This is a genomic window from Xanthomonas sp., assembly GCF_017163755.1.
Taxonomy (GTDB): Bacteria; Pseudomonadota; Gammaproteobacteria; order Xanthomonadales; family Xanthomonadaceae; genus Xanthomonas_A.
This window is the reverse complement of sequence record NZ_JAFIWC010000044.1, coordinates 1-14874: the sequence shown is the minus strand read 5'-3', so window position 1 is coordinate 14874 and position 14874 is coordinate 1. Positions and strand designations below refer to the sequence as shown.

The following is a 14874-nucleotide window of genomic DNA, read 5'->3' as shown; positions in this document are numbered from 1 at the left end:
TCCCGATGAGCAGCACCTCCGCACTGGATGCCTTCCTCGACAAATGGCGCATGCGCTGGCCGGAATGGGCGGTGGCCGAGCCGTTCGTGCCGGCCCCGCAGCGGGCGCTGGCGGTGGCTTGGTTCGCGCTGCTGCAGGAGTTCGACGACATCCTCAACATCGCCGGCGACCCGTTGCCGGCCGACGCCAAGCTGGCGTGGTGGGGCGAGGAACTGCGCAGCTGGGCCGCGCGCCGCTCGCGGCATCCGCTCGGCCGCGTGCTCGAGCCGGTAACGGCGCCATGGGCGGAACTGGCGCAGGCGCTGCCGTCGCTGCCGGCCTCGCGCGCGGCCGCGGCCGATGCGGCGCACGCCTACGAGCGCCTGGCGGATTTCGCGCAAGCGGCGGCCGCGGTCGAACGCGCCTTGTTCGGCGACGAACGCCGCGGCGACGCGGCGCAGGCGGTGGCCACGCAGGTGCTGGCGCAGCGCCTGGCCGATGCCGGCATCGCGGCGGTGCCGCTGTCGCTGCGTAGCGGCGACGACGCGCAGGCGCGGCAACGCTGGGCGCAGGCCTTGCTGCAACGCTGGCCGCGACGGGTCGGCGGAACCCGTCCGCGCCGCATCGTCTCGGCGCTGGCGCGTGCGCGGGTCCGGCAGCTGGGCACGGCGGCGCCGAAGCCGTCGTCGTCGATGGCGGCGCTATGGCGCGCGTGGTGGGCCGGCCTGGGCTGAGGCGAGGCCCGCGCAGGCCCCCGCGATGCTGCGGTGGGGCAAAGCGCCGTCCCGATGGCGGTGGGCAGCCAGGCTGCCGCGACCGACGCAACAGGCATGGTTTCAGGTGCGGGTGGGGTAGGGCCCGCTGCCCGGCGGATACGCGCAATTGCGCTTGGCCGCCGTCCTTCGATACCGCCATGGCGCAGTTTCTGCGCCTGGCCAACGACGGCGTCCGCGCGGTCCACGTCCATGCACGTATGACGCGCAGCGGTCGCCAACGCTGCAGGCTTGGCCAAGCCAAGTCAGCCAGCCCAGCCCAGCCCAGCCAGGCCAGGCCAGGCCAGGCCAGGCCAGCCAGGCCAGGCCAGGCCAGCCAGGCCAGCCAGGCCAGCCAGCCAGGCCAGGCCAGGCCAGCCAGGCCAGCCAGCCAGCCAGCCAGCCAGCCAGCCAGCCAGCCAGCCAGCCAGGCCAGCCAGCTAGCCAGGGCTAGCCAAGGCCAGGCCAGGCCAGGAGTAGGAGTAGGAGTAGGAGACCGCACGTGTCGCAACGGCCTCCCAACCGCCAGTCCCTACACCCACGGCGGATCGCCGTGACCGGGCGCCGATGATGCGCGTCTACGGCAAGGCCGTTCGTCATGGCGATGCAGAACGGGGCGATGCCGGCTACTAACCCGTGCTGTGACGAACGCTGCCAGCACCAGCGAGTCCGCGCAGCCGTACCCGCTGCCGCGCAGCTTCGCCTGTTCCGACAGTCCGGGTGGCTGGTGCCGTCATGGGGACAGCCGATGCCGCCGTGTTGGCAATTAAGTGCTATTTGCACATATATGGATTTTGTGTAATTGTGTGCAACAAGCACCTATTTGGGCCGGCTAGATCGGGCGATAGGTAGCTGCACTGCGGACAAGACGATTCTCGCCATCCACACCGTTGGACAACGTGCTTCTTGCACACAATGGGCGTACTGCTGCCGCCCCGGCAGCGGTCGCCGGAGGAATTGCAATGACCGGGAACTTCGCAAGCGACATCCTGATCGTGGGTGCCGGCGCCGCCGGCCTGACCCTGGCGCTGGACCTGGCGCGCCGCAACCTGTCGTTCCGGCTGATCGACAAGCTCGACGGGCCGTTCCAGGGCTCGCGCGGCAAGGGCATCCAGCCGCGCAGCCTGGAGGTGTTCGAGGACCTGGGCATCGCCGATCGCCTGGTCGCGGCGGGCGGCGTCTATCCGCCGCAGCGCAGCTACCGCGAGGACGGCACGTGGTACGAATCGGCGCTGATGGAGCCTCGCGCGCCCGATCCGGGCGAGCCGTACCACATCGCGCTGATGGTGCCGCAGTTCCTGACCGAGGCGGTGATGCGCGAGCGGCTGGCCGAGCACGGCGGCCAGGCGGAATTCGGCTGCGAACTCGTCGGCTTCGCGCAGGACGCGGACGGCGTCACCGCGCAGCTGCGCAGCGCACGCGGCGAGGAAACGCTGCGCGTGCGCTACCTGGTCGGCGCCGACGGCGGGCGCAGCTTCGTGCGGCGCGCGCTGGGCATCGGCTTCGAAGGCAAGACGCTCGGCGTGCGCGCCGTCGTCGCCGACCTGATGCTGCGCGGGATCGACCGCGACGCCTGGCACCGCTTCAACGCAGACTCGATGCACACGCAGCTGTCGCTATGCCCGCTGGCGGGCACGCCGCTGTTCCAGCTGCAGGCGCCGATCCCGCTGGAAGGCGAGATCGATCTCAGCGCGCAAGGGCTGGCCGAGATGATCGCCAGCCGCAGCGGCCGCCACGACATCGTCGTCGACGCGGTCAGCTGGGCGTCGGCGTTCACCATGCAGGCGCGGCTGGCGGAGCGCTACCGCGACGGGCGCGTGCTGCTCGCCGGCGACGCGGCCCACGCGCATCCGCCCACCGGCGGGCAGGGGCTGAACACCAGCGTGCAGGACGCCTACAACCTCGGCTGGAAACTGGCCGCGGTGGTCGGCGGTGCGCCGCAAGCGCTGCTGGACAGCTACGAAGCCGAACGCCGCCCGGTCGCGGCGCAGGTGCTGGGCCTGGCCACCCGGCTGCTGGAGACATCCGCGAGCGGCGCGGTGCGGCGCGGCCGCGAAATGCACCAGCTCGACATCGGCTATCCCGGTTCGCCGCTGGCACTGGAGCGGATCGCGCGCGATGACGGCGTCCGTGCCGGCGACCGCGCGCCGGACGCGCCGTGTCGCGGCGCCGGCGGCCAGCCGCGCCGCCTGTTCGACCTGTTCCGGGGCCCGCACTGGACGCTGCTCGGATACCACCCCGAGCGTGGCGCGTGGGCGCCGCCCGCGCGCGCCGGCCTGCACGTCCACCGGGTGGGGCCGGGCGGCGACATCGTCGACGATGCCGGGCACATCCGCGGCGCCTACGGCGTGGCGCCCGGCGACTGGGTGCTGGTGCGCCCCGACGGCCATGTCGGCGCCATCGTCGCGGCGCACGAAGCGGCGGCACTGGAGGCGTACTTCGGCGCGGTCGGAATGGCCGCGTACGCGCGCGCGGCCTGATCTGCGTTGGACGCCAGCGACACTCGCGTCATCGCAGGCGATGCAGCCGTGTTCCGGCGGCGGTCGCGCGCGATGCAAGGACGATCGTGGCATCGCCGGCGCCGGTGCACGCCGGCCGCCGCGGGGACTGGATCTATGCCGCGCGGGTGCGGGGGAGGGCGCCTTCCCACAGCAGCGCGCTGTCGGCCAGCCGCCGCAGCAGCAGCGTCAGCCGCTGCACGTCCTGTTCGCTCCAGTCGGCGAGCATCGCGGTGACGATGCGCCTGCGCGCCGCATCGATCGCGTCGACCATCTTCCGGCCCTTGTCGGTGACCGACGCCTCGTTGACGCGCGCGTCGGCCTGCGCCGCGCGCCGGGTGACGAGCTTGAGCTTCTGCAGCTTCGCCACCTGGCGGCTGACGGTGGTGTAGTCGCGTCCGAAGCGCTCGGCCAGTTCCACCACGCCGATCGGGCCGACGCGGGCGATGCCCACCAGCAGCGGGAACAGCGCGCTGTCCAGGGAAATGCCGGCTTCCTCGACCATCGCCGCATCTCCCTGCGGCCGGTTGATCACGCCGACTAGGTCGACCAGCGCGCCATGCAGCATCTGGATCTCGCGGTCGGTGGGGGACTTGGCGGCTTTCTTCGGCACTGGCGCGGTCTCGTGCGGCAATGCGTGCAATATACATGCAGTGCGCGGGCCTGATGCGCCATGTACGGGCGGGTGCCGACCCCGGTCGTGGCGCCGGCGATGCCCGCGACGGCGCGCGCGGACGCCGCCGCGGTGAGCGCGATGCGAGCGGGCCGCGCCGCTAGCGCGGCAGCAGGAAATTGGCCGTGGGCGGCGGCGCATCGCCGTCGTGGCCCAGCGCCGCGTCCTGCGCCTGATCCTTCAGCTGCACGCCGGAGAGCTGGCGCCGGCACGCCTCGCGCATCAGGTAGGCCAGCTTGTGCGCCGCCTGCGCATAGCTCAGGCCTTCGCCGCGGATGTTGGAGATGCAGTTGCGGCAGGCGTCGTTGAGGCCCACCCGCGGGACGTAGGTGAAGTACGCGCCCAGGCTGTCGGGCGAGCTCAGCCCTGGGCGTTCGCCGATCAGTACCACCGCCATGCGCGCGCCGAGGATCTCGCCGATCTGGTCGCCGATCGCCACGCGGCCCTGTTCGACCAGCGTCGCCGGCGCCAGCGACCAGCCTTCGGCGGCGGCCAGCGCGTCGATGCGCTCGAGCATCGGCAACGCGTGGCGGTGCACCGCCAGCGCCGACAGCCCGTCGGCCACGACCACGGCCAGGTCGGCCGGCGCGCGCTGCAGCGCCGCGTGGCCGCGCAACCGGTCGATCGAGTCCTCGCTCAGCCGCCGGCCCAGGTCGGGGCGCTGCAGGTAGACCTGGCGGTCGCCGGCAGCGCTGTGCAACAGCAACGGCTCGCGGCCGCGCCGGGCCAGTGCCGCGCGCAGCGGCGCGTGGTCGAAGCCCAGTTGCACCGCGTCGCGCGCCTGCGCGTGGGCGAACTGGAAATCCAGCTGCGCGGCGGTGGGCAGGCTGGTGCCGGCGCGGCCGAGCGCGATGCGCGCCGGGGTCAGCCGGCGCAGCGCGTGCCAGGGATCGGCGTGGGCGGGACGGTCGTCGTCGCGCATGCGCCGTCTCAGCCCAGTTGCGCCAGCGCGCGCTGGAACGCCGGCGGCGGCGCGTCGCCGAGCCGGAAGCGGCCGTGCTCCAGGCGCAGGATGTCCAGCCGCTCCAGCCAGGCCTCGAACTCCGGCGCCGGGCGCAGCCCGAGCACCTGGCGCGCGTACAGCGCGTCGTGGAACGAGGTGGTCTGGTAGTTGAGCATCACGTCGTCGGAGCCGGGAATGCCCATGATGAAGTTAATGCCGGCGGCGCCCAGCAGGGTCAACAGCACGTCCATGTCGTCCTGGTCGGCCTCGGCATGGTTGGTGTAGCAGATGTCGCAGCCCATCGGCACGCCGAGCAGCTTGCCGCAGAAATGGTCCTCCAGCCCGGCGCGGATGATCTGCTTGCCGTCGTACAGGTACTCCGGGCCGATGAAGCCGACCACGGTGTTGACCAGCAGCGGCTTGAAGCGCCGCGCCACCGCATAGGCGCGCGCCTCGCAGGTCTGCTGGTCCACGCCGTGGTGCGCGTCGGCCGACAGCGCGCTGCCCTGGCCGGTCTCGAAATACATCACGTTGTCGCCGACGCTGCCGCGGCGCAGGCTCAGCCCGGCTTCGTAGCCCTGCTGCAGCAGCGCCAGGTCGATGCCGAAGCTGGCGTTGGCCTTCTGCGTGCCGGCGATCGACTGGAACACCAGGTCCAGCGGCACCCCGCGTTCGATCGCCTCGATCGACGTGGTGACGTGGGTGAGCACGCAGGCCTGGGTCGGGATCTCGTAGCCGGCGATCACCGCGTCGAGCATCTTCAGCAGTTCGCAGATGGTCTGGGTGTTGTCGCTGGCCGGGTTGATGCCGATCACCGCATCGCCGTTGGCGTACAGCAGGCCGTCGAGCACGCTGGCGGCGATGCCGGCGCGGTCGTCGGTGGGATGGTTGGGCTGCAGCCGCGTCGACAACCGCCCGCGCAGGCCCAGGGTGTTGCGGAACGCGGTGACCACGCGGATCTTCTGCGCCACCAGCACCAGGTCCTGGATGCGCATCAGCTTGGACACCGCGGCCGCCATCTCCGGGGTCAGCCCGGGCGCCAGCGCGGCCAGCGCCGCTTCGTCGGCCTGCTCGCCGAGCAGCCAGTCGCGAAAGCCGCCGACGGTCAGGTGCGCGACCGGCGCGAACGCGGCCGCGTCGTGGCTGTCGACGATCAGCCGGGTCACCTCGTCGTCCTCGTAGGGAATCACCGCCTCGTTCAGGAAGTGCCGCAGCGGCAGGTCGGCCAGCGCCATCTGCGCCGCCACCCGCTGCGGCTCGCTGTCGGCGGCAATTCCCGCCAGGCGATCGCCCGAGCGCGCCGGGGTGGCCTTGGCCAACAGGTCCTTGAGGTCGGCGAAGCGCCAGCGCTGGCCGCCGACGCTATGTGCGAAACCGCTCATGCCCTTCCTCCGCGCGCCGTGACGCCGATCATGCCTCGCCGGTGGCCGCGGCGGCGATCGCGCCGCCGCTGCGGCGCAGGCTCAGCGCGCAGCATCCCGCACCGGCCAGCATCAGCGCCAGGAACACCAGTGCGATCAGCGGGTTGAACCAGACCATCGCCGCCAGGCACACCAGCGCCAGCAGCAGTGCGATCGCCGGCACCAGCGGATAGCCCGGCGCGCGGAAACTGCGCGGCAGCAGCGGCTCGCTGCGTCGCAGCTTGAACAGGCTGAGCATGCTCATGATGTACATCACGATCGCGCCGAACACCGACATGGTGATCATCGCCGCGGTCAGCGACATGCCTTGCACCTTGACCAGGCCGTCGCTGTAGATCGCGGCCACGCCGACCACGCCGCCGGCCAGGATCGCCCGGTGCGGAGTGCGGAAGCGCGACAGCCTGGCCAGCCCATGCGGCAAGAAGCCGGCGCGCGCCAGCGCGAAGAACTGCCGCGAGTAGCCCAGGATGATGCCGTGGAAGCTGGCCACCAGGCCGAACAGGCCGATCCACACCAGCATGTGCAGCCAGGTCGAATCGTCGCCGACCACCGCCTTCATCGCCTGCGGCAACGGGTCGTTGATGTTGGACAGGCTGCGCCAGTCGCCGACGCCGCCGGCCATGATCATCACCCCGAACGCCAGCGTCACCAGGGTCAGGATGCCGGCGATGTAGGCGCGCGGGATCGTGCGCCTGGGGTCCTGGGCTTCCTCGGCGGCCATCGCCGCGCCCTCGATGGCCAGGAAGAACCAGATCGCGAACGGGATCGCGGCGAAGATGCCGCCGATCGCCGCGGCGCTGAACGTGTCCGACCCGGCCCAGCCGCCGCGCGCGAAGTTGGCCACGCTGAAGCCGGGCGCGACCACGCCCATGAACACCAGCAGCTCGATCACCGCCAGCACCGTCACCACCAGCTCGAACGTGGCGGCGATGCCGACGCCGAGGATGTTCAAGGTCATGAAGATCATGTACGCGCCGACCGCGGCCAGGCGCGGGTCCAGCGCCGGGAACTGCACGTTGAGGTAGGCGCCGATCGCCATCGCGATCGCCGGCGGCGCGAACACGAACTCGATCAGCGTGGCGATGCCGGCGACCATCCCGCCGGCGGTGCCGAACGCGCGCAGGCTGTAGGCGAACGGACCGCCGGCGTTCGGGATCGCGGTGGTCAGTTCGGTGAAGCTGAAGATGAAGCAGGTGTACATCACCGCGACCAGGACCGTGGTGACCAGGAAGCCGAGGGTGCCGGCGGCGCCCCAGCCATAGCTCCAGCCGAAGTACTCGCCGGAGATCACCAGGCCGACGGCGATGCCCCACAGGTGCAGGGTGCCAAGGGTGGGTTTGAGCTTCTCGATCGTCATTGCGCACATCTCCTGGGCAGGGGAGGGAGAGCGAACGCCGCGGCGAGATTCGCCGCGGGGACTGCGATTGCGCATTGCGCGCCGTTGCGGGCGCCGAGCCAGCCGCTACACGCTGGCCGCCCCAACGGTTATACCGTAAAGCAGCATGGCGCCGTGGGCCCGGCCCGCGGTAGGGCCGGTTGCTGCAGGCGGAGGATGCGCCGGCGTAGTGTCGAGGTGGGATGCGAGAAGCTGCGCCAGTTGCGACAGTGCGTTGGCGGTGCCTGTCGCGGCTGAAGCCGGAAGGTCCACCACTGCGCCGGTCGCGATTGAGGCCGTTGCTGCAGGATGGGGTAAATGCCTTCGGCATTCGTGGGAGCGACTTCAGTCGCGACGGGCTCTACCGGTAAGGCCCGTCGCGACTGAAGTCGCTCCCACAGAAGCAGTTGCGGTTACTTGGTCCGCTCCAGCACCAGCAGCGGATCGATGCGCACGTCGAACCAGTTCATCCCCCAATGCAGATGCGGCCCGGTCGCGCGCCCGGTCGCGCCGACCGCGCCGATCACCTGGCCCTGGGCGATGCGCTCGCCCACCTTCACGTCGATCCGCGACAGGTGCAGGAAGTTGGAGCTGACCCCGTAGCCATGGTCGAGCAGCACGGTGCCGCCGGTCAGGTACAGGTCCGGCGCGGCGAAGGTGACCACGCCGGCGGCCGGCGCCTTGACCGGGGTGCCGGTGGGCACGGCGATGTCCATGCCCGAATGGCCGGCGCCCGGCTGGCCGTTGTACACCCGCGCGTTGCCGAAGCGGCCGCTGATGCGGCCCTGCACCGGCCACGCGAAGGGCGCGGCGAAATCGGTACGTGCGTCGTCGCGGTCGCGTGCGGCGGTGACCTGCGCCTGCTCGCGCTTGATCCGCTCGGCGATCGCCGGCGGCGGGTTGACCGTCTTCGGCGGCACGCCGTTGACGCGCTCGGTCGGCCAGTCGCGCGGGGTGACCGCGATGCTCGCGGTGCGGCTGCCGCCGTCGGGCAGTTGCACCGCGACCTGCAGCGGGCCGCGCTCGTCGCGGCCGATGCCGAACACCACGCTGCCGTAGTCGCTGACCCGCAAGCTGCGGCCGGCGTACTGCACCCGGCTGCCGGGCGGCACCTTGCCGATCACCAGCGCCCCCTGCGAGGCGCTGGACGGGAACACCACCTGCGCATCGGCCGCGCGCGCGGCGTCCTGCGCCTGCAGCGGCGACGCGGGCGCGGCGCACATCAGCAGGCCGAGCGCCAGCGTGGCGCCCGGCAGCATCGCGCGCCGCATCAGCGGTCGAACGCCAGGCGTTGCCCGTTCGGGCTGCCGACCAGCCGGCTGCCGTCCCAGGCGAGCACGCCGTTGACCCAGGTCGAGGCGATCTTCGAGCGGAACGTGCGGCCTTCGAACGGCGACCAGCCGCACTTGGACAGCACGTCGTCGCGGCGCACGCTGAAAGAGGTGTCGTCGATCAGCACCAGGTCGGCGTGATAGCCCTCGCGCAGGAAGCCGCGCTCGTGCACGTCGAACAGCAGCGCCGGCGCATGCGCGAACTTGTGCACCACCTGGGCCACGCCGAGCTTGCCGTCGTGCACCAGTTCCAGCGCCGCGACCAGCGCGTACTGCACCAGCGGCAACCCGGACGGCGCCTGCGCATAGGGCTTGCTCTTCTCCTCCCAGGTGTGCGGCGCGTGGTCGGTGGCGAGCACGTCGATCACGTCCTCGGCGATCGCGCGGATCAGCGCCTGGCGGTCGCTGGCGTCCTTGATCGCCGGGTTGCACTTGATCAGGTTGCCCAGCGCGGCGTAGTCGGCGCGGTCGAAGTGCAGGAAGTGGATGCAGGTCTCGGCGGTGATGCGCTTGTCCTGGATCGGGCCCGGGGCGAACAGCGCCAGTTCGTCGGCGGTGGAGATGTGCAGCACGTGCAGGCGGGTGCCGTGCTTCTTCGCCAGCGACACCGCCAGCTGCGACGACTTCAGGCAGGCCTCGCGCGAGCGGATGTCCGGGTGCATCTCCGGGGTCAATGCGTCGCCGTACTTCTGCTTGAACGCGGCCAGCGTGGCGTCGATGGTCGGGGTGTCTTCGCAGTGGGTGATGATCGGGGTCGGCGCCTCGCGGAAGATCGCATCCAGGGTCTGCGGGTTGTCGACCAGCATGTTGCCGGTGGAGGCGCCCATGAACACCTTGATGCCCGGCGCGGTCTTCGGGTCCAGCGTGCGGATCGCGTCCAGGTTGTCGTTGCTGGCGCCCAGGTAGAAGCCGTAGTTGCCCCAGGCGCGGCCGGCGGCTAGGTCGTACTTGGCCTGCAGTGCGGCCGCGTTCAGGGTCGGCGGGTTGGTGTTGGGCATGTCCATGAAGCTGGTCAGGCCGCCGGCGACCGCCGCGGCCGATTCGCTGGCGATGTCGCCCTTGTGGGTCAGGCCGGGTTCGCGGAAGTGCACCTGGTCGTCGATCATGCCGGGCAGCAGCCAGCGCCCGGCCGCATCGACCACCGTTTCGCCGTCGCGCGCGGTCAGCTGCGGCGCGATCGCGGCGATGCGGCCGTTGGCGATGCGCAGGTCGCCCTCGGTTTCGCGGCCTTCGTTGACCAGGCGGGCGTTGACGATCAGGGTGGAAGGCGACATTCAGTGTTTTCCTGGGCAGCGGCAGGCCGGCGGCGCCGAAGGCTCGGGCACCGGGTCGAACCCGCCGGGGTGGAAGGGATGGCAGCGGCCGACGCGGCGGGCGGCCATCCAGCCCCCGCGCAGGGCGCCGTAGCGGGCGATGGCGGTCACCGCATAGGCCGAGCAGCTGGGCACGAAGCGGCAGCGCGGCCCGAGCAGCGGGCTGATGAAGCGCTGGTACAGGCGCAGCACGGCGATGAGAGCGCGGGCGATCACCGGAGCATGATATGCCAGTTGCCCGCGGGGCGCCGTTCACCGCTGTGTAGGCGGCGTGGTTGCCGCAGGGGGTAGGGTAGGCTATAAAGGCCCGCTTTCCCGGGCCCCGGGAAAACCAAGGAAGAGCGATTCGTGGCTGCTAAAAAACCTGCAAAGAAGGCCGTCAAGGCCGCCAAGAAACCCGCCAAGCCCGTCGCCAAGAAGGCGACGACGTCCGCTGCTGCCAAACCGGCGAAGAAGCCGCTGGCCAAGCAGGCGGCGAGCAAGCCGGCGCCCGCGAAGAAAACCCCGGCCAAGGTCGCGGCGAAGAAGGCACCGGCTAAGCCGGCGCCCGTCGCCAAGAAGCCGCCGGCCAAGGCGCCGCCGGCCAAGGCCGCTAAAGCGGTGGCCAAGCCCGCCGCTAAACCGGTAACGAAGCAGAAACCGGCCACCGCGCCCGCCGTCGCTCCGGCGGTGGCCAAACCCGTACCGAAGCTGGCCTCCAAGCCGGCGCCGGCCAAGTCTGTCCCGGTCAAGGCCGCCAAGCCCGCCGCCGCACCGGTCGCCCCGACCGTTGCCGCCAAGCCCGCCGCGCCCGCGACCCCGCAACATAAGAATCCCGTGTCCGTTTCGAAATCCTCCGCGAAAACCCCGACGAAGTCCGAACCCACCCCGAAAGCGCCGATCGCCAAGCCGACCGGCAAGGTCGCGGTGGCCGTGACCGCAAAGTCCAACACCCCGACCAAGCCGGCCAAGTACAAGGTGGTCGAGTACAAGACCGACGAAGCCACCGGTCGCCCGATCCTGCCCAAGGGCTACAAGCCTTCGGCGGACGAGGAGTACATGAGCACGCTGCAGCAGGAGTACTTCCGCCAGCGCCTGCTCAGCTGGCGCGCCGACCTGGTCGAGGAGTCCAAGCAGACCATCGAGAACCTGCGCGAGGAAGTCCGCGACATCGGCGACGAAGCCGAGCGCGCCACCCGCGAAACCGAGAACTCGCTGGAACTGCGCACCCGCGACCGCTACCGCAAGCTGATCGGCAAGATCGACAGCACGCTCAAGCGCCTGGACGCCGGCGACTACGGCTACTGCGTCGACACCGGCGAAGAGATCGGCCTGGAGCGCCTGGACGCGCGCCTGACCGCCGAGCGCACGATCGACGCGCAGGAGCGCTGGGAACACCTGCAGAAGCAGCAGGGCGACTGAAGTCCTGCGCCTGGCACAAAACCGAGGGCCGGTCGAATGACCGGCCCTTTTTGTTGTGCCAGGCCGGTACCGCTTTCTGCCGGCCCGAATCGTCGCTCCTCTCCCTCCAGTCGGTGCCGGCGTCGCACTGGCGATCGCAATGCAGGCATCGTCAAACGTGGCTACATGGCGCTACGCGCAGATATCCTTCCGGATACGGCGCAGGTCCAGGCAGCGGCGCAGGCCTGCTGGAGATGCCTCGTTTCTTTCCGTCGGCGGAGCGCCTGTGGCCGCGAACCGCTAGCATGCGCCGGAGCGGCAGCGCTCGAGCGCGGCAGGCAGGCTTAGGAGGCCGATCATGTGGCGGAAGACGATCTTTGGCGCGGCGGTCGTATGCACATCGCTTTGGCTGCAGGCGCCGGCGTGGGCGCAGGCCGCGACGGTGAGCGCGGCCGAGCGCACTGCGCTGATCGACGCGGTGGCGGCCAAGCTGGACGCCGAATACATCGATCCGCCGCTGGCCAGGAAGATGGGCCAGGCGCTGCGGCGCCACGCCGCGCGCGGCGAGTACCAGCGCATCGACGACCCCGCCGCCCTGACCCAACGGCTGACCGACGACCTGCGCGCGGTCAGCCACGACGGCCATCTGTGGCTGGAATACCGGCCGCAAGGCGCCCGCGACGAGCCGATCTATCCCAGCGCCGCAGACCTGGACAAGGCAAGGGCGGCGGTTGCCAAGGACAATTTCGCGTTCGACAAGGTCGAGCGACTGGGCGGCAACGTCGGTTACGTCAAGTTCCGCATCTTCGCCTATCCCTACCTGGCCGCCGCCACCGCCACCTCGGCGATGGACTTCGTCGCCAACACCGACGCGCTGATCATCGACCTGCGCGAGAACTTCGGCGGCGACCCGGCGATGGTCGCCTATATCGCCAGTTACCTGTTCGACGGCCGCGTGCACTTGAACGACATCTACACCCGCAAGGACGGCACGACCGAGCAGTACTGGACCACGCCGACGGTGCCCGGGCGCGCGTTCGGCGGCAGCAAGCCGGTGTACGTGCTGACCAGCAGGCAGACGTTCTCCGCGGCCGAGGATTTCGCCTACGCGCTGAAGCACCTCAAGCGCGCCACCGTGGTCGGCGAGGCCACCGGCGGCGGCGCGCATCCCAGCCGCGCCTTCCGGCTCACCGAGCATTTCGCCATCAGCGTGCCGTACGCCAGGTCGGTCAGCCCGATCACCGGCGGCAACTGGGAAGGCAGCGGCGTGGCGCCGGATGTCGCTGCACCGGCGGCGCAGGCGTTCGATACCGCCTACCGGATGGCGGTGGAAGGGCTGATCGCGGCCAGCGGCGACGAAGGCGAGCGCGACCGGCTCAAGGCGTTGTTCGAGCCGACGCCGCGCTAGCGTCCCTCGCATTGTGTGCAGCCATTACTGCAGATCGCGCAGGTCCAGCCGGCGCAGCTTCGGCGCCTTCAGCGCGGTAGTCGCGACCACCGCCAGGGTCACGCAGCCGCCGATCACCACCGCCGGCACCAGGCCGACCAGGCGCGCCATGACGCCGTCGTAGAAGGCGCCCAGTTCGTTCGACGAGCCGATGAAGATGCCGTTGATCGACGACACCCGACCGCGCATCGCGTCCGGCGTGGCCAGCTGCAGGATGGTCTGGCGCACGATCACCGACACGCCGTCGCACATGCCGTAGGCCAGCAGGATCGCCGCCGACAGCCAGAAGTGACGCGACAGGCCGAAGGCGATGGTGCACAGGCCGAAACCGGCCACCGCGTACAGCAGCACCCGTCCGGCATTGCGCTGCAGCGGGTGCCGCGCCAGCCACAGCCCGACCAGGATCGAGCCCAGCGCCGGCGCGCCGCGCAGGATGCCCAGGCCCTCTGGGCCGTAGTGCAGGATGTCGTGGATGAAGGCCGGCAGCATCGACACCGCGCCGCCGAGCAGCACCGAGAACATGTCCAGCGCCATCGCGCCGAGCATGATCTGGTTGGAGAACACGAACCGCGCGCCTTCGGCGATGCTGCGGAAGATCGGCGCGCGCGGGCCGTCGTTGATCGGTTCGGCCACGCGCAGCAGGAACAGCGACAGCAGCGCCACGCAGGCCACCGCCACGGCCACGCCGTAGGACAGGTCCTTGCCGCCCCAGCCGACCAGCAGGCCGCCCAGCGCCGGCCCGATCACCATGCCGGTCTGGAACACTACGCTGCCGATGCTGGCGCCGCGCGCATAGGCCTCGCGCGGCAGCGCGCGCGCGAACAGCGCGTTGTAGACCGGCGACAGGAACGCACGCGCCGCACCGGTCAGCGCGACCGCCGCGTAGATCGGCCACACGCCGTGCATCGGCAGCCAGCCGCGGGTCAGCGCCATCAGCACCGCCGCCGTCGCGATCAGGCCCAGGCTGGCGAGCATGCCCAGCCGCCGCCGCGGCAGGTGGTCGACCAGGTAGCCGGCGAACGGCGCGATGCAGAAGAACGGCAGGATCTCGGCCAGCCCGATCAGCCCCAGCGAGAACGGATCGCGGGTGATCTCGTAGATGTGCCAGCCCACGGTGACCGCGACGATCTGGTAGGAGAGCATCGCGCAGATGCGGTAGGCCAGCACCAGCGCGAAGCCGGGGTAGGCCAGCAGGGTGCGCAGGCTCTGCGGCGTGGGCAGCGGGGCGCTCATGCCTGGGCGCGCGCGGTGTCCTGGATGAAGCCCAGGATCGCGGCCAGGCCATTGCTGCGGGTCGGCGACAGATGCTTGCTCAGGCCGATGGCGGCGACGAAGTCCGGCGCGGTGGCGAGGATGTCGGTGGCGCTGCGCCCGGAGTACACCCGCAGCGCCAAGTAGATCAGCCCGGAAACGATCGCCGAATCGCTGATCGCATGGAACACCAGCCGCTGCGCATTGCCCTCGGGCACGATCCAGACCATCGACTGGCAACCATGCAGGCGATGTTCCTCGGTCTTCCATTCCTCGGGAAACGCGGGCAGCTTGCGGCCCAGGTCGATCAGGTACTGGTAGCGCTCGGACCAGTCGCCGAAGAAGCCGAATTCCTCGGCGATGGCGGCCTGGGCGTCGGCGGGGGTGGGTTCGAGCGGGAAGTCGGTATCGGTCATCGCAAATCCAGGATCAATGGTAAAGCCCCTCTCCCCCCGGGAGAGGGGTTGGGGGTGAGGGTACGGGCGCAGCCTCGCGAGAAATCGACGCCAGC

Annotated in this window: 13 protein-coding genes; 4 read left to right on the top strand and 9 right to left on the bottom strand. The window is 70.8% G+C overall.

Annotation, left to right across the window (positions count from 1 at the left end):
- Positions 1–5: 5 nt before the first annotated feature.
- Both JR065_RS20295 and JR065_RS20290 read left to right on the top strand, forming a co-directional pair.
- A complete protein-coding gene (locus JR065_RS20295) occupies positions 6–713 on the top strand; it encodes a phytoene/squalene synthase family protein (RefSeq protein WP_206236297.1) in 708 nt (235 codons plus the stop codon).
- A gap of 980 nt (positions 714–1693) precedes the next feature.
- Positions 1694–3211, top strand: a complete 1518-nt coding sequence (locus tag JR065_RS20290; protein WP_206236296.1) for an FAD-dependent oxidoreductase — start codon at positions 1694–1696, stop codon at positions 3209–3211.
- A gap of 133 nt (positions 3212–3344) precedes the next feature.
- Here the strand turns inward: JR065_RS20290 and JR065_RS20285 are convergent, their stop codons facing one another.
- The 7 genes from JR065_RS20285 to yidD all read right to left on the bottom strand — a co-directional run bounded on the left by JR065_RS20285 (position 3345) and on the right by yidD (position 10519).
- Complete coding sequence (locus tag JR065_RS20285; protein ID WP_343237308.1) at positions 3345–3842, bottom strand: MarR family winged helix-turn-helix transcriptional regulator; 498 nt, start codon at positions 3840–3842, stop codon at positions 3345–3347.
- Between the two features lie 160 nt (positions 3843–4002).
- On the bottom strand, positions 4003–4824 hold the full coding sequence (eutC, locus tag JR065_RS20280) for an ethanolamine ammonia-lyase subunit EutC (RefSeq protein WP_206236295.1): 822 nt from the start codon (positions 4822–4824) through the stop codon (positions 4003–4005).
- 8 nt (positions 4825–4832) lie between these two features.
- Entirely contained in the window at positions 4833–6227 is a 1395-nt protein-coding gene (locus JR065_RS20275) for an ethanolamine ammonia-lyase subunit EutB (protein WP_206236294.1), read from the bottom strand.
- A gap of 28 nt (positions 6228–6255) precedes the next feature.
- Complete coding sequence (eat, locus tag JR065_RS20270; RefSeq protein WP_206236293.1) at positions 6256–7632, bottom strand: ethanolamine permease; 1377 nt, start codon at positions 7630–7632, stop codon at positions 6256–6258.
- A gap of 422 nt (positions 7633–8054) precedes the next feature.
- Positions 8055–8912 (bottom strand): M23 family metallopeptidase, encoded by an 858-nt coding sequence (locus tag JR065_RS20265; RefSeq protein ID WP_206236292.1) that lies wholly within the window; start codon positions 8910–8912, stop codon positions 8055–8057.
- Positions 8912–10246, bottom strand: coding sequence for a dihydroorotase (locus JR065_RS20260; protein WP_206236291.1), 1335 nt, complete (start codon positions 10244–10246; stop codon positions 8912–8914). Before JR065_RS20260 ends, JR065_RS20265 begins: the two co-directional genes overlap by 1 nt.
- Positions 10247–10519, bottom strand: a complete 273-nt coding sequence (gene yidD / locus JR065_RS20255) for a membrane protein insertion efficiency factor YidD (protein WP_206236309.1) — start codon at positions 10517–10519, stop codon at positions 10247–10249. It abuts the gene before it with no gap.
- Between the two features lie 114 nt (positions 10520–10633).
- On the opposite strand from yidD, the gene dksA reads away from it, so the two are divergent.
- Both dksA and JR065_RS20245 read left to right on the top strand, forming a co-directional pair.
- On the top strand, positions 10634–11686 hold the full coding sequence (gene dksA / locus JR065_RS21840) for an RNA polymerase-binding protein DksA (RefSeq protein WP_206236290.1): 1053 nt from the start codon (positions 10634–10636) through the stop codon (positions 11684–11686).
- A 337-nt stretch (positions 11687–12023) separates the two neighbouring features.
- On the top strand, positions 12024–13073 hold the full coding sequence (locus tag JR065_RS20245; RefSeq protein ID WP_241093802.1) for a S41 family peptidase: 1050 nt from the start codon (positions 12024–12026) through the stop codon (positions 13071–13073).
- Positions 13074–13097: 24 nt separating this feature from the next.
- Here the strand turns inward: JR065_RS20245 and JR065_RS20240 are convergent, their stop codons facing one another.
- Both JR065_RS20240 and JR065_RS20235 read right to left on the bottom strand, forming a co-directional pair.
- Positions 13098–14345 carry an MFS transporter gene (locus tag JR065_RS20240; RefSeq protein ID WP_206236289.1) on the bottom strand — a complete coding sequence of 416 codons (1248 nt, stop codon included), beginning with the start codon at positions 14343–14345 and terminating at the stop codon, positions 13098–13100.
- A complete protein-coding gene (locus JR065_RS20235; protein ID WP_206236288.1) occupies positions 14342–14779 on the bottom strand; it encodes a SufE family protein in 438 nt (145 codons plus the stop codon). The genes JR065_RS20240 and JR065_RS20235 overlap by 4 nt, the downstream gene beginning before the upstream one ends.
- Positions 14780–14874: the final 95 nt, after the last annotated feature.